We start from the raw sequence: 14,705 nt of genomic DNA, 5'->3' as shown, positions 1-14,705 counted from the left end.
CCCAAAGGTGCCTTCCTCCGACTTGAACCACTATAATTTTAATAATATGTATTGGACGCCAATCCAAATATTATTTTACCACGTTAATTTGTTTTGTACATTGAGAAAAATGGTTTAAATTTATATCTTATTGCGAATTGCTTTTAATACTCCGTCAACATTGTAATCAGGAATATTACTAATTGTACGTTTCTTTGTTCCAAACATTTTCTTTATTTCTAAGTAAATAATACCTGTATTTGCATTGGATAAGCCAAATAAATTTGGAGCAATATCGAAGTCTACGTTTTTAATATCCTTGTATTTAATTACTTCAGCTTCAGCGCCTCCGAAAAATCCGCCTTTCATCATTACGAGGTAGAGATTATGTTCCCCTACAACCATAAATCCCATTTTTGTTAATTTAGGATTAGCAACTTCAAAGCAGTAGATGGCTTCTTTAGCTTTCATAACCTTCTTTAAAGCATCGAAAGCATATTTATAATATGTGCGTTCTGTTTTCGGCAGTTCTTTTGATATTTCAACCATTTCTGCAAGTGTAACTGGGTATTCAATAATGCCAAAACGTTCATCAATTTTAGTGTATTTTGGAGTAGCCATATAATATCCCCTTTAAAAATGTAAGATTTAACCCAAGCATAACAAATACAGTTACAACTATATTGTCATATTTTGTCGAATGAAAATAAAAAAGAGAGCCGTAGCTCTCTAAAATCATTTATCAATAATTATCCCCACTAGATTCATAATAATATGAATCTGAATTACCACAGCAGATGCATGTTGTCTGTTGGATAAATAATGGACTAAGTTCAGCGTTAGCTGTAGTGGCATTTGAGAAAGTAATACTTCGAACATCCTCAAATAAGAAAGTTTTTCTATCTCCTGGTGTTAATGTAATTGTTTGTGGAGTTGTGGAATTAAATGTTCTAATAGTCAATGTAACAAACGCAGCAAATACAGGGCTAAAACTAAAGCGAATTAGAGTTTTATTGTGATTAGTTGTAAAATTTTCAAATAGGGTAATTGTAGAACCGGGTGGAATTTCAAGACTTGTAGGGGTAGTTTCAGATCCGAAAATTGTAAATGTCTCTATGAAACAGTTATTGGAGTTTGAAGAGTTACATGATTTTTCTTTTTTCTTGTAATATTTCTTTCCATCTTTGCAGAAATAGTCTGCCATATCTAATCATTCCTCTCAAAAAAGAGTTTAAGGTTGTCCCATATATATTATGAAGGTTATATAAAAAGGTTCTAGTTTAAAAAAAGGAAATAAAAAAGAGAGCCGAAGCCCCCTTATTATATTCCTAATAGTTGTTTCTTTTTTGCTGTAAACTCTTCTTCTGTTAGAATCCCTTGATCTTTCAATGCAGCTAGTTTAGTGATTTCGTCAGCGACAGAATAGGTATTTACAAAATTTGTTGTAGAAGAATGGTCATTAGAAGCGAAAGTATTTTTTTCTTGTTCGTTCATGTACCCTTCTATTAAATCTTTTGCTTTTAAGAAATTGTTATATTCGTGTTTATTAAACATGACAGTATTTTCATCTTTTGCCAAGTCAGAGGTGGATTTAGTTTTTACTTCAGAGCTTCCAGGGAAAACGAATTGAATATAACCATGTGAAAGGAAGCCTGGTGGTTTGAATTGTATACCCGTAAGACTTTTGATTTGGATTTCTTTAGATCCTCTACCGATCAAACGAGAGTATTTAATAGTAATTTTAGTTGGTGTGACTACTAGTGTACTTAGTTGCCCTTTAAATTCTAGCATGTATATCTCCTTTTTATAACAATTTATATTGATAATAAGATGATAATAGCAAATTACACCTTCTTAATTTGTCATATTCTGTCGAAAGATAAGAAAAAAGACATCTAAGGTGCCTTCCTCCGACTTGAACTACTTTAATTTTATATAAATATACACGTATTACCCCTTTGTTATACGTGTAAAAACATCCTATAAAACAGAATCGTCTATATACACCAGATTGTTAGTTCACAAAATATCAAGAGATTTGAGATCAATATGTTACGTCTTTCAAAGGAATCTGCTTTATAGAATGTATCCACAACTTATATTTTACTACATGTAATATTTATTTAATGTAATTTTCGCGTATATGTATAATTGCATAAAGTTGATGAAAAAATACGAGTATAATTTGGTATTGTGTAATAAAGGCAAGGCCCACCTACGGAAATAGGTGGGCTTTTTTATTATTATACGTGGAATTTTTTCTTTTGTGCATTGCTCATAAATTGCGCAACGAACTTGAATTCAGCAGGGGTAAGATTTTTTAATTGATCTTGATGTTCATATGTACTTAAACGCACTTTTATAACATTTTCAAATGCTTCTTTTCCTTTTTCATCAAGTGATGAGAACAGTTTAGGTAAATATTTTAGTTGATCTGGAGTTAGTTTACCATCTTTTTTTATATGGCTATCAGTAATACTTTGGAAAAATTTATTAGGCTTTTTTGATAAGGAGAAATCCAATGATTCGTATAAGATTTTCTTGAAGTAATTTTTTTGATCATCTTTTAATCGTTTTTTATTCACAAGTTTTCCGTTTGTGTCATAAAAATCTTTGAAATCATTGGTGAATTTCCCAATACAATCTGAACCAACAATCATTGTATTATTATTTAGCTTGTTTTTAATTATGTATTCATAACGTATTTGTTCGTGATCGCATAATTCACATTTTGCATCACAATTTTCATTGTCCTCTAATCCTACATACAACCATTCTTTGCGAGCTTTTTGGAAGTCATCCTCTTCCACACTCATTTCTAATAAATTTTTTCTCGCTCGTTTCATCCAATCGTTCCTCATTTTGTTCTCATTCCTTTCTATTAATTTAATACAATATATTTCTGTTTATTTGTAGCACAATGAAACAAATAAAAAAGACCACCCGCAAGCTTGCAAAGCATGGGTGGTCTCCTAAAATTAGAAAATAGTATTTAGTTGTGACCACTCACCTTGCGGTAGTAGTTGTTCAAAGAGAAGTTATGGTATCTCTTTTTTATAATATGTACGTACAAAAAATATCGTTATATAAAGTATAACAAATGTTTTTAAAAAAGAAAAGAAACCCTAAGGCGCCATTCGCCAACTTGAACCATCGTATATTAATATGACATCTATTAATAAAATAAACTATACAAATAATTTGTATGACCGCATGTACTCTAGCTGATATAATGTATAAGGTAATTATTGGTTAATTAGTATTGCAAATATATTAGGGAGATAACAACGATGGCAATGACAGGTCAAGCTGAAAGTCACTCTGGGAAAAATATGGAGAATATGTTTGTAAAATCATCGAGATATTTTAAAATCTTTTAGTTAAAGGAGAGTACTATGAAAATTCCACAAAAATATAAAGGGAAATATTTTTATCACTTTACACATATTGAAAATATTGAATCAATAGTGAAACATGGCCTTTTATCCACCAATGAAAAGGAAAATAAAAGTGTTGAACATGTTGATTTGGCAAATGAAGATATTCAACAAAGGAGGAGTGAAATGGATGTTCCGCTAGAACCTTACGGGAAAATTCATGATTATGTTCCTTTTTATTTTACAACAATAAACCCTATGTTATTAGGTGTACTTAATAGGAAAAATATTGATCAACCATTAGTAGTATTTATTGCCATACCAATAGAAAAAATATTGGAAGAAAATGTATTATTCACTGATGCATCTGCAAATACTTTGAGACTTCCTAATTTTTATAATAATCCTGAAGGTTTAGATAATCTAAGATGGGATTTGATTGATAGTAATAAATGGAATAGTGGTACCAATGAAGAATTACATTCTCGAATGGCTGAAGTTCTAATATACGAAAAAGTTCCAATTGAATGGATAGACAGCTATGTTGTTTTTAATGATATTTGTAAAGAAGAAATTAAGAAGATTTATCAAGGTTATGAATTAAAATCACCAAATATTTCATATGCACCATTTTATGGCAGACATTTCCATTTCACGAAATTCTTTATGAAGGGTAGGGAAAGGGAAACTTTAGTAACCGGTCCAATTTTTCTTAGAGAATATTTTTATGAGGTAATTCGACATATTGTAGAAAAAAGGGAAAGTGAAGAGCAAAAATTCAGTGCTTTTCAGGACATAAATGATGCATTAGTTAAAATAAAAAAGAATTTTTGTGTTTTAAAAGAGTTAGAAGATATTTTTGAATTAGAGACCGATAATAAAGTACATTCTGATAATGTCAGCGATCATACAATTAAGGTGGTCAATAATTTAGAAGATAACGAGTATTATAGAAACCTCTCTGAAAATGATAAAAAGTTGGTTAAATTATCTGCGTACTTACATGACATAGGTAAAGGACCTAAGTCCAAATGGAAAGACGGAATTCAAGTTGCATATCCAGATCACCCAGCAGATTCAATTCCAATGTTAAAAAGAATTTTAGTTGAGGAATTTAAAACAATTTCAAAAGATGAAATCCGGAAAATTTGCTTATTAGTCATCTACCATGACATAATTGGAGAGATTCTTGCTAAAGGCAGAAGTGAAAAAGAATTATTAAGTCTAAAAATAGATGATAATGAATTAAATATGTTAATTGCCATATCTATGGCGGATATTTCTGCAATTAACCCTTTTTGGGCTCTTAATATCAATAGAATGTTACCAGGTTTTATAAAAAAAATAAGTAAGGAGATTTAAAATGTTAAAGTTCGTATCAGGTGATTTTTTTGATTATGATGCTGATATCCGAATAAATACTGTAAATTGTGTAGGAGTTATGGGTAAAGGGGTTGCTTTAGTTTTTAAAAAAAAGTTTCCAGATATGTTCATTGATTACCGTAATGCATGCAATAGAAATGAAGTTAAACCAGGTAAACCCCATGTGTGGAAGGATGAAAATTTATTTTCTTCATGTACCATTATTAACTTTCCCACAAAAGTTGACTGGAGAAACCCTTCAGAATATGAGTATATAGAAGAAGGCTTAATTTGGTTAAGACAGTATCTCTTAGAAAAAGAGAATTCCACTGTAACCTTACCTGCTTTAGGCTGTGGACATGGCGGACTCGACTGGAATAAAGTTAAAATTATGATTAATAAATACTTAAGCGATCTAAATGCACAAATCCTAGTATTCGAACCCAGTAGTTCAACAAGAACATCTAATTTTAAACTAGACGATATACAACTGAAAGATCAAAATATTCAGAGGCTATTACCTAACGATGGGTATTATCCACCTAAACTAATAGGACATTCTACACTCGAAATATATTGTAAGGGGAATACTAAATTATTACATAAAAAGAATATCGCTATTGTAGCAAATTATAAATCAAGTGATAGAGAAAAGAATGCTTTATTAAAGGTGATAAATGAACTTCCAGTAGGTGAATTTGCTTTTACCCTTGGATGGGGAAGTAGCTATGAAAAAGATTTAGCAAAAGAGATACTTTCTAAAGGTTTTGATGTTATATTAGTTATTCCTTTTGGAATTTTACAACTGAAAGTTCGTAAAGATTTAGTATCATTATGGAACTACGATAAGATTGCTGTTTTATCAACGACAAAGCCAAATCAGGAATGGAAGAACTACGAAAGTATTAATTCGCTGAAATTACGTATGAAACTTGGGAATATAATAGTGTTTAATAGCCTTAATCTGGAATATATGGTGAAATTCGAAAAAGAGATTGATGAATTGGATAGAGAATTTTTCTATATAAATTACTGGGATAATGAAATTGATTTTTTAAAAAATAAAAAACTACAAAAAATTGGGATAAGTCCTGTAACAAAGAAGCCCAATATTTTTCCACTGTTAAATTCGTTAATTGAAATATAAATAGTATAGACTAGTTAATGTTATTTTGTTGTCCGGGGTCTTTAATAAAAAACTTAATAAAAAACAAATCATTTGTTACGCATTACAAGAACTATATGTAATGTAAAAAGAACCGATTTCTATGGAATTGGTTCTTTTTATTTATTGATTATTTTATAATTATTATATTAGGAAATTTCAGTTTTATCTTGTTATAAAAAGTATCGGTACATATGACAGTGCTATTTGACGGGTCAATATCAACAACAGTCATATAGTTAGAGAGTAAATAACCATCTTCATAAAATGTAATTAGTATTCCTTCTTCAGATAATAAGGAGCATAACAACATGTTCTTGATTAATTCTTTTTCTTCAGCAGTTTAAGAGCGGCCGCGTTACCCTATACATTTCTTAATTATTTCAATTGTATCCAAAATCACGAATGAAAAAAGAGAGCCGTAGCTCTCATGGTTATTACGGTAAAACATGCATAAGAGTACTTCATACAGAAAGATGCACTATTGCATATCCTTATCCGTAAGTGTGAGAAAGCATTGATATAAAGCTATTTTCAAACTTTCTCAACATTTTTCTGATAACCACACAACTGAATTTTGGCAAAAATATGATATTATGAAAATAATAAAATAAACGGACGTAAAAAAGACTCATGGCTGTGCAAGTAGTGCTGGTAACACTCTTACACGGTCCGCCCTAATGTGCCTAGGGGAACACTTGTCATAAGTCTCATACATAATTATAACACACATCTTAGATATAGTGACGCGTTTTCCTTAAATGTAAAGACCAGGGTACAACGTGTCTTTTGTTCCGGCAAGGAGGAGCAAAACAGTGCAAAGATTATTGAATAAGCTTCATGATGATTTATTTGCAATAGGTATTACAGATGGTGAATTAGCTAAACAATTACAAGTGGGTAAAAGTACAATATCAGAGACTTTTAGTGGTAAGAGAGATATGAAATTTTATCAATTCTCCGGTGCACTTATGTGTGCGTATAATGATAATCATGATCTTAGGAGAAAGATGATTATGGAATATGTAAACTTGAATTCGGAGAAAGATTACGGAAGTTATAGAGAAACATTAGAATATACTTCATATCGTGGAGAATTAGATTTGTTAAATACGATGATTGAAAAAGAAAAAGGTTCATCGTATGCAAAAAATCGTGAAGCGGCCATTGTTTATGAAATATTGTATAAAAGAAGTTTAGAGCGATTTAATGGTGATGAATTGTTAAATCAGTTAGAAGATGTTCGAAAAAACGTGAAATATGTGGAAAACAGTGCTATGTGCGACTTGTTGATGTGTTACGTATTGTATGATACAGGTAATTATAGATCTATCCTTAATTATGTGAAAAACGCAGAAGAAAAGGTTAAACAAATTAGTGTGAGAAAAAATCGTTTTATTAAATCGAGTTATAATCATCGTATAATTGAAATACTTTCTGCAATACATTTACTTCGCGGTAATTTGACTGAATGTAGAGAGTTTTCTTTGAAGTTAATTGAACAATGTGGTAACAATCCACAATTTAACATTCAGAGAGTAAACGCTTTTTGTAACCTTGGAGAGTCATACATCTTTAGTGATTACAATAAGTCGTTAAAATATCTGCAAGAATCATTGGAAAACTTAGGAGACCCATTTAATCAACGTTTAAAGGCTAAAAAAAATCTTATTCTTCAAACGATGGTATTTCTAAAGGTATATTGGGACAAGCCAGTAGGGGATTTGGAATTCCATCCTGCTGAAAAAGCTTTTTTAGAAATAAAGTTAGGTAATAACAAAAAGGCAGAAGACATATTGATGGATTTGTTAAAAATACAAGGGAGACTTTCAGCATTTCAAAAGCTTTATTTAGGTCTTGCACGTAATGATCGTAAACTTATGGAAGAATCTCTAGAGATATTTGAGGAGAAAGGGAATATTTTTTATTCTCAATTGCCAAAAAGATACTTGGGGTATTTTTGAAAAAATAGTATAATTATCCTTGGAGAAGAGGTGAAATTATTGAAAAAGATTTTAGCACTTTTACCTATTTTATTAATGGCAGGAATGTTCACTTTCTCTGCTGACAAACAAAAAGAAGAACCTAAACAAGACGCACAAAAAACTACTGTTCAACGCATGATGGTTGATCCAGGTGGCGGCGGCCTGTAATAGATATATATGAATTAGAATGCGATTGCCTATATCAATAGGCAATCGCATTCGTGCTTTCTGGGGAAGTTCTGTATTTTTGAAAATGAAGTTTTGTAGAACAATTGTGAAGAATTCACAAACAAATATGGAGATATTGGAGGATGTTGGGGATGACGAAAGAGCAATTAGTGAGAATGGCTGCAAAATTAGGGTTAAAACAGGGGAATCCTAAAGCGGAGGATATTCTAAAGATTGTCCTTGATGAATCATATAAAGATAGAGCAAATACATAAAAAAGAAGGCTGCCGTGTAAGGTAGTCTTCTTTGATTAGTTATTCTTTTTATTTTGCATGTAAGTAACATACATTTCTAATTGCTCCCAAGCTTTCTTTCGTTCATCCTCTGGAAGACTCTCGATTAATGACATTATGTTTTTACCTTCTTCAGATACAACTTTATCTTCTTCTTCATTTAATTCAGGGTCTTCCGATCTCCCTAATAAATAATCTGTAGTTACTCCGAAATAATCAGCTATCTTTTTTAATGATTCTCGTCCAGGTGACTTTTTACCCTTTTCAAAATAAGAAATAGCCATTTTAGATACGCCAATAGCATTGCCTAGTTGCTCTTGAGTAATCTTACTATTCTTCCTGAGTTCTTTAATTTTTTCCCCGATCACATTAACGTCCCCTTTTTAAATAGTGTATATGATACATAAAGTATAAAGTAAACATAGTGTTTACTACAAGTTAAAAAATATTTGTGTTTTTTTATAAAAAGTACTTGAAATAAACTTAAGGTTTACTTATAATGAAATCACAGGCAACGAAGGGAGGAAATAACTTGAAGCAGTTGAAACAAAAACGACTAGAAAAAGGGATGTCTTGCCAAGACGTTGCCGATAAAGTCGGAATCACTAAAATGCACTATTGGTACATTGAAAATGAAAAAAGAACATTAAAAATAGACTTAGCAGAAAAAATTGCAATTGCTCTTGAGGAAGATCCGAAAGAACTTTTTTTTAACAATTGAAGTAAACCTGTGATTTACAAAGTGAAAGGAGTAAACCAAATGAAAGAACTTAAAAATTTCTCGCATAACATGTTCGGAAACTTAGAAATTCTCATTAAAGAAGGAAAGGAATACTTTCCAGCGACAGATGTTGCAAAGGCTCTTGGGTATTCTGATCCGTACAAAGCGGTTAAGCAACATACGAAAGAAGACGGGTGGGTGATTTGCCCAGTGGTTCTTGAAGGGAAGAATCAAACAGTTGATAAAAAATTCATCAATGAACCTAACTTATACCGTTTAATCGTAAAGTCGAAACTTCCGCAAGCGGAACAGTTCGAAAAATGGGTATTTGAAGAAGTGCTTCCTTCTATTAGAAAAAACGGAGCATACATGACAGATCAAGTCCTGGAACAAGCGGTAACTAACCCAGACTTTGCAATCGAGCTTCTCACTAAATTAAAAGAAGAAAAGGAAAAGCTTGCTGCAGCACAGCAACAAATCGTACAGCAAAAACCATTAGTAGTCTTCGCAGAAGCGTGTATGCAGTCAGAACAAACACTGAAAGTAAGTGAAGTTGCAAAGTTAGCAACAAAACAAGGAGTAAAAATTGGCCAACGCCAGTTATTCGCAAAGCTTCGAGAATGGGAGTTAATGTTCAAAAGATCCACTGAACCAACTCAGCTAGCAGTTGAAAAAGGATATTTTGAAATCGCACAAGGTGTTAAACAGAAACCGAATGGTGAAGCATTCACATGGACAACAACATACGTAACACCAAAAGGACAAGCCTACATCATAGACCGACTAAAGAAAGAGCAAGAGCAGGAGGCGGTTTAAATGACGGAAGAAAGCACATTATCACATCTAATGATTCTAATTCTATTCATTTTACTTGCCGGATTCATTCGTTTAATGGATTGGATAGATAGACGGTATATAAGGGATGAAGATTGATGGATAAACAGCAGAAGGAAAAGGAAGACAAAGTAAACATCATCAAAATGATACGTGATTTACGAACTAGAGGGATACATAACAGCGCAGATAAGGTTGAGGAAATGCATAAGGAGTTTATCACTCTAGCTAAATGATAAAAGCCCTGCAAGGGGATGCAGGGCAAGACTAAGGGTATTGAAGAATTGTCGATTCTAAAAGTAAAGGACTTCTTGGAATGTAATAAGTTTAGCACATAGTTCACTAAATTTTTATATAAAGATTTTAAGAATTTGTGAACGTAGACAAGTATTCCGATGTTTGAAAGTATCAAAAAAGCCCGTACAGAAGCACAGGCCAGTTGTTACACATATCGGTAACTAAATTTTAACAAACTTTCAGAAAGTTAGCTATTGAAAAATAAAAAACGCTCGATGGCAACGAGCGATGTAGAGAAAACATTTCCTAAAATTAGCTACCTATATTATACCATAGGTTTTCTCTCAGTAAATAAGGAGGAATTCAAAAAAATGATTGAAAATCCAATTACTTACGGAAACCATCACGATTCATCAGCAAGAGACTTCATGGATTATTGCCAAGGGTGTGGTGGAGAAATCTTCTACGGAGAAGGGTACCTTAATTTTAGTGGTGATTCAATCCATACCGAATCCGAATGCATCAAACAGTACGTTGAAGAACATTCGATGAAGAAAGTAGCAGGTGAATAAGGTGGTCCTACAAAACAAAATTGAAGCTGAAATTCAAATTATGAAGAGTCTAGTTGAACGATACAAGCAAAACAAAGAGCCTAACGCTGCATCAATGGTTGTAGCCTACGAATATGGATTACAAGTACTTATGGAAGTGTATGAAGCTAGTAAACAAACGGAAATAACACCATTTTAAAAGAAGGGGAGATTCATATGATAACTGAAAATTACTTTTCTAAATTGGCTCAAATAGATTGTTCGGGACATATTGAGAAGAAAGGGCGTTTTAATTACTTATCGTGGGCATGGGCAGTTAAAAAGCTTCGTGAAGTAGATCCAACAGCTACATGGGAAGTAAAACGATTTGATGGAGTGCCTTACCTCAAAACAGATTGTGGTTACTTTGTAGAAGTTGAAGTAACTGTACAAGGAATACCACTAAGTCAGATTCACCCGATACTTAACAATCAGAACAAGCCGATTGCAGAGCCTAACAGCTTTGATATTAACACAAGTATCCAACGTTGCTTAGTAAAGGCAATTGCACTTCACGGATTAGGATTGTACATCTATGCGGGTGAAGATTTACCAGAGATCCAAGAGGAAATGATTACTGCTCAACAAGTTGGTGCAATTAAAGTAAACATAAAAAAATTAGCTTCTCTTCGAAAAGTGGATGAAGACACGATTAAAGGACACTTAAGTATTAAAGAAGTTGGCGAATTGACATTAAACCAAGCTGGAGAAGTACTTAAGAAATTAACAAAGTGGGTTAAACAGGCTGAAAAAGAAACCTCTGAAATCGAAGAGCAAGAAAAAGTAGAAAAAATAGAACAAACAAACTAAGGAGATGCTAAGCCTATGTTAGACAAAAATCAATCTAAAGTCGTCCTTCCGAAGTGGGTGTGGAAGGGCGCACGGAATAAAAAAGAAGCAAGAGTAAAGGCGATTGAGTACATCACTCCCGATCGCTACCCAGGATATAAAATAATCAAAATTCAAGGCGACATAGCGGTATGCGAAAGGGAGAATGCGTGATGTTTAAGATACCTGTCAGACGTGGATCAATGAAAGAAATGTTAATAGCAGTGCGTGATTTAGAAAAACGGGGTTATGACTATGTAACGCCAATTAAACGAATATATAGGGCAGAAAGAACTTTTTATCATGAAGGTAGGTTCAGAGGGAGAGAAAAGGTTCGGTTTACTGGCATGGAAGACACTGTGAGCTATGAATGTTGGATGAAGAAGGTGAATTAAATGGCAGATGTTAAATGGATAAAGCTCTCTACTAGTATGTTTGAAGATGAAAAGATTCGATTAATTGAAAGTTTACCAGATGCAGATACACTACTAATTATTTGGATTAAATTGTTGTCTCAAGCGGGCAGAACAAATGCCAATGGTTACATTTTCTTGAGTGAAAACATTCCTTTCACAGAAGAAATGCTCTCAACACTTTTTAATAGACCGATAGCAACTGTGAGACTCGCACTACAAACGTTTAAGCAATTCGGAATGATAGACATCACTGATGATCAGTACATATGCATCTCGAATTGGGAGAAACATCAGAACATCGATGGGTTAGAACGTGTAAAACAATTGAATGCAGAACGAAACAAAAAGTACCGTGAACGTAAGAAACAACAGCAATTAGCACTAGAAAATAAGGGTGAAGAAAATGACGTTTGCGTGACGTCACGTGAAGATACAGATATAGAAGAAGATAAAGAATTAGATAAAGAAAAAGATAAAAAGAAGAGAGAAAAATCTTCCCGTCACAAGTTTGAAACTTGCGACACCAATGGGGCTAAGTATCTATTTGAAAAAATTAAGGGGAACAATCCTAGGCAAAAAGAACCTAACTTCAATAATTGGGCAAATGAGTTTAGATTAATGCGAGAACGCGATAACAGAGAACCGCAAGAGATTAAAGATGTTATTGATTGGTGCCAAGCTGATCCGTTCTGGCAAGGTAACATTTTATCTCCTAAAAAGCTACGGGAGAAGTTTGACCAACTAACTATTCAAATGAATTCTAAAAAAGGAGCGAATAACAATGCAGAGAGCTGCGGCAGCAATACCAACCGATATAGCCAAAAAGGTGAATATGACTATGGATTCTGATGTGTGTGATACACATGGCATGAATAAGATGAAGTTTGGTGGACAAGTTGTTTGTCCTCGATGCTTCCTTGAAAACGATAGTAAGAAGCTTCAGCAACAGGAACAAGCGAAATACGATGCGGATAAAGCGAACGAGAAGAAATTCATGTTTCACCAACAAAGCATGATAGCCGATAGCAACATTAAGAAAGCTAACTTTGAAAACTACCAACCTACTAGCGAGGAAGGAGCGAAGAACCTTGAACTTGCAAAGGTCATCGCTACGGATTATCTCAATGGAAAAGTGTTTAACACGATTATGGCAGGAAATTGCGGGGCAGGAAAAACACATCTTGCTTACGCTATAGCGGAAGAACTTGCCGGTGCGGGGATATCAGTTGTCTTCGTAACAGTTGGCGAATTGCTACGGAAAATAAAAAGTACGTTCAGCAAAGACTCCACATTAACTGAAGACGCAATCATTCGAAGTCTAGTAAAAGCAGAAGTGTTAATTGTCGATGATTTAGGGGCAGAGTTAGGCGCATTAGATGCCAATACGAAAGCAACAAACTTCATTAATAGGGTGCTATTCGATGTTTTCGATGGTAGGCAAGGTAAATCTACTATCTTCACGACAAACCTCACAGGAAAGCGTTTAGACGAGGCATACGACGAGCGAATTGTATCGCGGATTCTAAATAATTTCAGAACGATCACTTTCAAAGAAACAAAGGATTATAGAAGAAAAGCATTGCCATTTTAAAGGGGGAATAACCGATGTGTGTATGTGAAGGAGCGGGAGTAATTAGCAAAGATATGAGGAATGGCTGCTATCAATTTGCACCGTGTATTTGCGAAGCAGGGAATCGCAGTCCTGAAGAAGTCGATAGAAGACGTTATGCCGTTATGGCGGAGTTAAGAGAAATTCATCAATTACAACTGGAGGGGAAATGGGATGCCACGACTTGGAACGGATTTGGAAAAGGAGAATTACACAATGGCGTTGCAGCAGGGGAAGTATATGAAGAAGTCGCGTCGTAATTTATATATCGCTTTAGAAGAGTTGGATTTAGTGTTTGATGAAAGCGAAGTGATTCGATTAAGAGAAATGTGGGATGAGGATAAAGATATTCTTGAAATAGCAAAAGAGCTAGGAAGGCATCAACTAGAAATCGCCGCATTAATTATGGATCAGGCAGATAAGAACAAAATCAAATCGCGTCCAATGGGGTTAGGGGCATGAAGCAACTAACACTAGAGGATGTAGTCGGAAGTTTTGATTATACCGCAACAAGTACCGTGGATAAATTCATGAAGCGTAATAGCGTTATGACGTACTCAGTAGAGTTTTACGACAAAGACGAGAAGTGGAAGCTTCGTTGGTTTGAGGCGAAGTCCGAGAGCGAAGCTATAGAAATGGTTAAAAGAAAATACGGAAAGATACAGATTATCACCACGTATATTTCTGATAGAAGCTTAGAAGAGATAATGAATTTGGATTAGGAGACATAGCGTTATGACGTATTTAAAGGGCAGAAACTCATTTGATTGAACGAGGCACCAGTAGGCGTCATAGCGTCAGTAGAAACGTTGGGATTATTGGAATCAGAAAGAAATATGGGCTTCAGATTTACTGGCTAGGGGAACTAAATAAAAAAATGGTCCTTACTATTACGTAAGAACCCCATAATCGAAGAAAAAAAGTCGTATGTGAAACCAAGTGGGAATCACAATAATATTTTAACATCTAAATATATAGTTATCTATACAGCGAAGTGAACAAAATAGTTATTTAAACGAAGGAGCCCTAGATTTAGGGATCTAGGGCTTCTTGTGTTGGTATAACTCACACAATTTATGAAAAGAAAAGAACTCACTGAAGATAACACATAAATGTTTCGTAAATGTATCAAAAAAGTGAA

At 33.7% G+C, this 14,705-nt stretch carries 23 protein-coding genes and 1 pseudogene; 18 read left to right on the top strand and 6 right to left on the bottom strand.

Going from position 1 to position 14,705, the window contains the following annotated elements:
- Positions 1–120: 120 nt before the first annotated feature.
- The 4 genes from HMPREF2590_RS01890 to HMPREF2590_RS01875 all read right to left on the bottom strand — a co-directional run bounded on the left by HMPREF2590_RS01890 (position 121) and on the right by HMPREF2590_RS01875 (position 2,825).
- A complete protein-coding gene (locus HMPREF2590_RS01890) occupies positions 121–600 on the bottom strand; it encodes a PH domain-containing protein (RefSeq protein ID WP_070861307.1) in 480 nt (159 codons plus the stop codon).
- A 121-nt stretch (positions 601–721) separates the two neighbouring features.
- Positions 722–1,183: a hypothetical protein gene (locus HMPREF2590_RS01885; RefSeq protein ID WP_070861305.1), complete on the bottom strand. Its 462-nt coding sequence runs from the start codon at positions 1,181–1,183 to the stop codon at positions 722–724.
- 116 nt (positions 1,184–1,299) lie between these two features.
- Entirely contained in the window at positions 1,300–1,770 is a 471-nt protein-coding gene (locus HMPREF2590_RS01880; protein WP_070861304.1) for an SHOCT domain-containing protein, read from the bottom strand.
- Between the two features lie 452 nt (positions 1,771–2,222).
- Positions 2,223–2,825: a hypothetical protein gene (locus HMPREF2590_RS01875; protein WP_240521097.1), complete on the bottom strand. Its 603-nt coding sequence runs from the start codon at positions 2,823–2,825 to the stop codon at positions 2,223–2,225.
- Positions 2,826–3,374: 549 nt separating this feature from the next.
- Between HMPREF2590_RS01875 and HMPREF2590_RS01870 the strand changes: the two genes are divergently transcribed.
- Positions 3,375–4,718, top strand: coding sequence for a DarT ssDNA thymidine ADP-ribosyltransferase family protein (locus HMPREF2590_RS01870; RefSeq protein ID WP_070861303.1), 1,344 nt, complete (start codon positions 3,375–3,377; stop codon positions 4,716–4,718).
- A gap of 1 nt (position 4,719) precedes the next feature.
- On the top strand, positions 4,720–5,865 hold the full coding sequence (locus tag HMPREF2590_RS01865; protein WP_070861302.1) for a macro domain-containing protein: 1,146 nt from the start codon (positions 4,720–4,722) through the stop codon (positions 5,863–5,865).
- A gap of 148 nt (positions 5,866–6,013) precedes the next feature.
- On the opposite strand, the pseudogene HMPREF2590_RS01860 reads toward HMPREF2590_RS01865, so the two are convergent.
- Positions 6,014–6,254 (bottom strand): annotated as a pseudogene (locus HMPREF2590_RS01860) (YolD-like family protein).
- A gap of 444 nt (positions 6,255–6,698) precedes the next feature.
- On the opposite strand from HMPREF2590_RS01860, the gene HMPREF2590_RS01855 reads away from it, so the two are divergent.
- The 3 genes from HMPREF2590_RS01855 (at position 6,699) to HMPREF2590_RS30610 (ending at position 8,311) form a co-directional block, all read left to right on the top strand.
- Positions 6,699–7,847: an AimR family lysis-lysogeny pheromone receptor gene (locus tag HMPREF2590_RS01855; protein ID WP_070861300.1), complete on the top strand. Its 1,149-nt coding sequence runs from the start codon at positions 6,699–6,701 to the stop codon at positions 7,845–7,847.
- Between the two features lie 39 nt (positions 7,848–7,886).
- Positions 7,887–8,036 carry a complement C1q protein gene (locus tag HMPREF2590_RS01850; protein ID WP_070861298.1) on the top strand — a complete coding sequence of 50 codons (150 nt, stop codon included), beginning with the start codon at positions 7,887–7,889 and terminating at the stop codon, positions 8,034–8,036.
- Between the two features lie 152 nt (positions 8,037–8,188).
- Positions 8,189–8,311: a hypothetical protein gene (locus HMPREF2590_RS30610; RefSeq protein ID WP_255286881.1), complete on the top strand. Its 123-nt coding sequence runs from the start codon at positions 8,189–8,191 to the stop codon at positions 8,309–8,311.
- Positions 8,312–8,346: 35 nt separating this feature from the next.
- On the opposite strand, the gene HMPREF2590_RS01845 is transcribed toward HMPREF2590_RS30610, so the two are convergent.
- Positions 8,347–8,697, bottom strand: a complete 351-nt coding sequence (locus HMPREF2590_RS01845) for a helix-turn-helix domain-containing protein (protein ID WP_070861297.1) — start codon at positions 8,695–8,697, stop codon at positions 8,347–8,349.
- 131 nt (positions 8,698–8,828) lie between these two features.
- Between HMPREF2590_RS01845 and HMPREF2590_RS01840 the strand changes: the two genes are divergently transcribed.
- The 13 genes from HMPREF2590_RS01840 to HMPREF2590_RS01795 all read left to right on the top strand — a co-directional run bounded on the left by HMPREF2590_RS01840 (position 8,829) and on the right by HMPREF2590_RS01795 (position 14,286).
- A complete protein-coding gene (locus HMPREF2590_RS01840) occupies positions 8,829–9,050 on the top strand; it encodes a helix-turn-helix transcriptional regulator (RefSeq protein ID WP_070861295.1) in 222 nt (73 codons plus the stop codon).
- A gap of 39 nt (positions 9,051–9,089) precedes the next feature.
- Positions 9,090–9,866: a phage antirepressor KilAC domain-containing protein gene (locus HMPREF2590_RS01835; protein WP_070861293.1), complete on the top strand. Its 777-nt coding sequence runs from the start codon at positions 9,090–9,092 to the stop codon at positions 9,864–9,866.
- Between the two features lie 116 nt (positions 9,867–9,982).
- Complete coding sequence (locus tag HMPREF2590_RS30245) at positions 9,983–10,120, top strand: hypothetical protein (protein WP_176526559.1); 138 nt, start codon at positions 9,983–9,985, stop codon at positions 10,118–10,120.
- 372 nt (positions 10,121–10,492) lie between these two features.
- The gene (locus HMPREF2590_RS01830; protein WP_070861292.1) at positions 10,493–10,693 is read left to right on the top strand and encodes a hypothetical protein; all 201 of its coding nucleotides are present in this window, start codon (positions 10,493–10,495) and stop codon (positions 10,691–10,693) included.
- Between the two features lies 1 nt (position 10,694).
- Positions 10,695–10,871: a hypothetical protein gene (locus HMPREF2590_RS30240; RefSeq protein ID WP_176748648.1), complete on the top strand. Its 177-nt coding sequence runs from the start codon at positions 10,695–10,697 to the stop codon at positions 10,869–10,871.
- Between the two features lie 17 nt (positions 10,872–10,888).
- Positions 10,889–11,521 (top strand): Sak single strand annealing protein, encoded by a 633-nt coding sequence (locus HMPREF2590_RS01825; RefSeq protein ID WP_070861290.1) that lies wholly within the window; start codon positions 10,889–10,891, stop codon positions 11,519–11,521.
- Positions 11,522–11,536: 15 nt separating this feature from the next.
- Complete coding sequence (locus tag HMPREF2590_RS30235) at positions 11,537–11,713, top strand: hypothetical protein (RefSeq protein ID WP_176748647.1); 177 nt, start codon at positions 11,537–11,539, stop codon at positions 11,711–11,713.
- Entirely contained in the window at positions 11,713–11,934 is a 222-nt protein-coding gene (locus tag HMPREF2590_RS01820; RefSeq protein ID WP_070861288.1) for a hypothetical protein, read from the top strand. Before HMPREF2590_RS30235 ends, HMPREF2590_RS01820 begins: the two co-directional genes overlap by 1 nt.
- Positions 11,935–12,804: a phage replisome organizer N-terminal domain-containing protein gene (locus HMPREF2590_RS01815; protein WP_070861287.1), complete on the top strand. Its 870-nt coding sequence runs from the start codon at positions 11,935–11,937 to the stop codon at positions 12,802–12,804. It abuts the gene before it with no gap.
- Positions 12,788–13,546, top strand: coding sequence for an ATP-binding protein (locus HMPREF2590_RS01810; RefSeq protein ID WP_070861285.1), 759 nt, complete (start codon positions 12,788–12,790; stop codon positions 13,544–13,546). Before HMPREF2590_RS01815 ends, HMPREF2590_RS01810 begins: the two co-directional genes overlap by 17 nt.
- A gap of 14 nt (positions 13,547–13,560) precedes the next feature.
- Positions 13,561–13,824, top strand: coding sequence for a hypothetical protein (locus HMPREF2590_RS01805; RefSeq protein WP_070861283.1), 264 nt, complete (start codon positions 13,561–13,563; stop codon positions 13,822–13,824).
- The gene (locus HMPREF2590_RS01800; protein WP_002094320.1) at positions 13,781–14,026 is read left to right on the top strand and encodes a hypothetical protein; all 246 of its coding nucleotides are present in this window, start codon (positions 13,781–13,783) and stop codon (positions 14,024–14,026) included. The genes HMPREF2590_RS01805 and HMPREF2590_RS01800 overlap by 44 nt, the downstream gene beginning before the upstream one ends.
- Positions 14,023–14,286, top strand: coding sequence for a hypothetical protein (locus HMPREF2590_RS01795; RefSeq protein ID WP_070861281.1), 264 nt, complete (start codon positions 14,023–14,025; stop codon positions 14,284–14,286). The genes HMPREF2590_RS01800 and HMPREF2590_RS01795 overlap by 4 nt, the downstream gene beginning before the upstream one ends.
- Positions 14,287–14,705: the final 419 nt, after the last annotated feature.

The organism is Bacillus sp. HMSC036E02, assembly GCF_001836235.1.
Classification (GTDB): Bacteria; Bacillota; Bacilli; order Bacillales; family Bacillaceae_G; genus Bacillus_A; species Bacillus_A cereus.
Note: the sequence above shows the minus strand (reverse complement) of the source record. Positions and strands in the feature narration are given on the sequence as shown.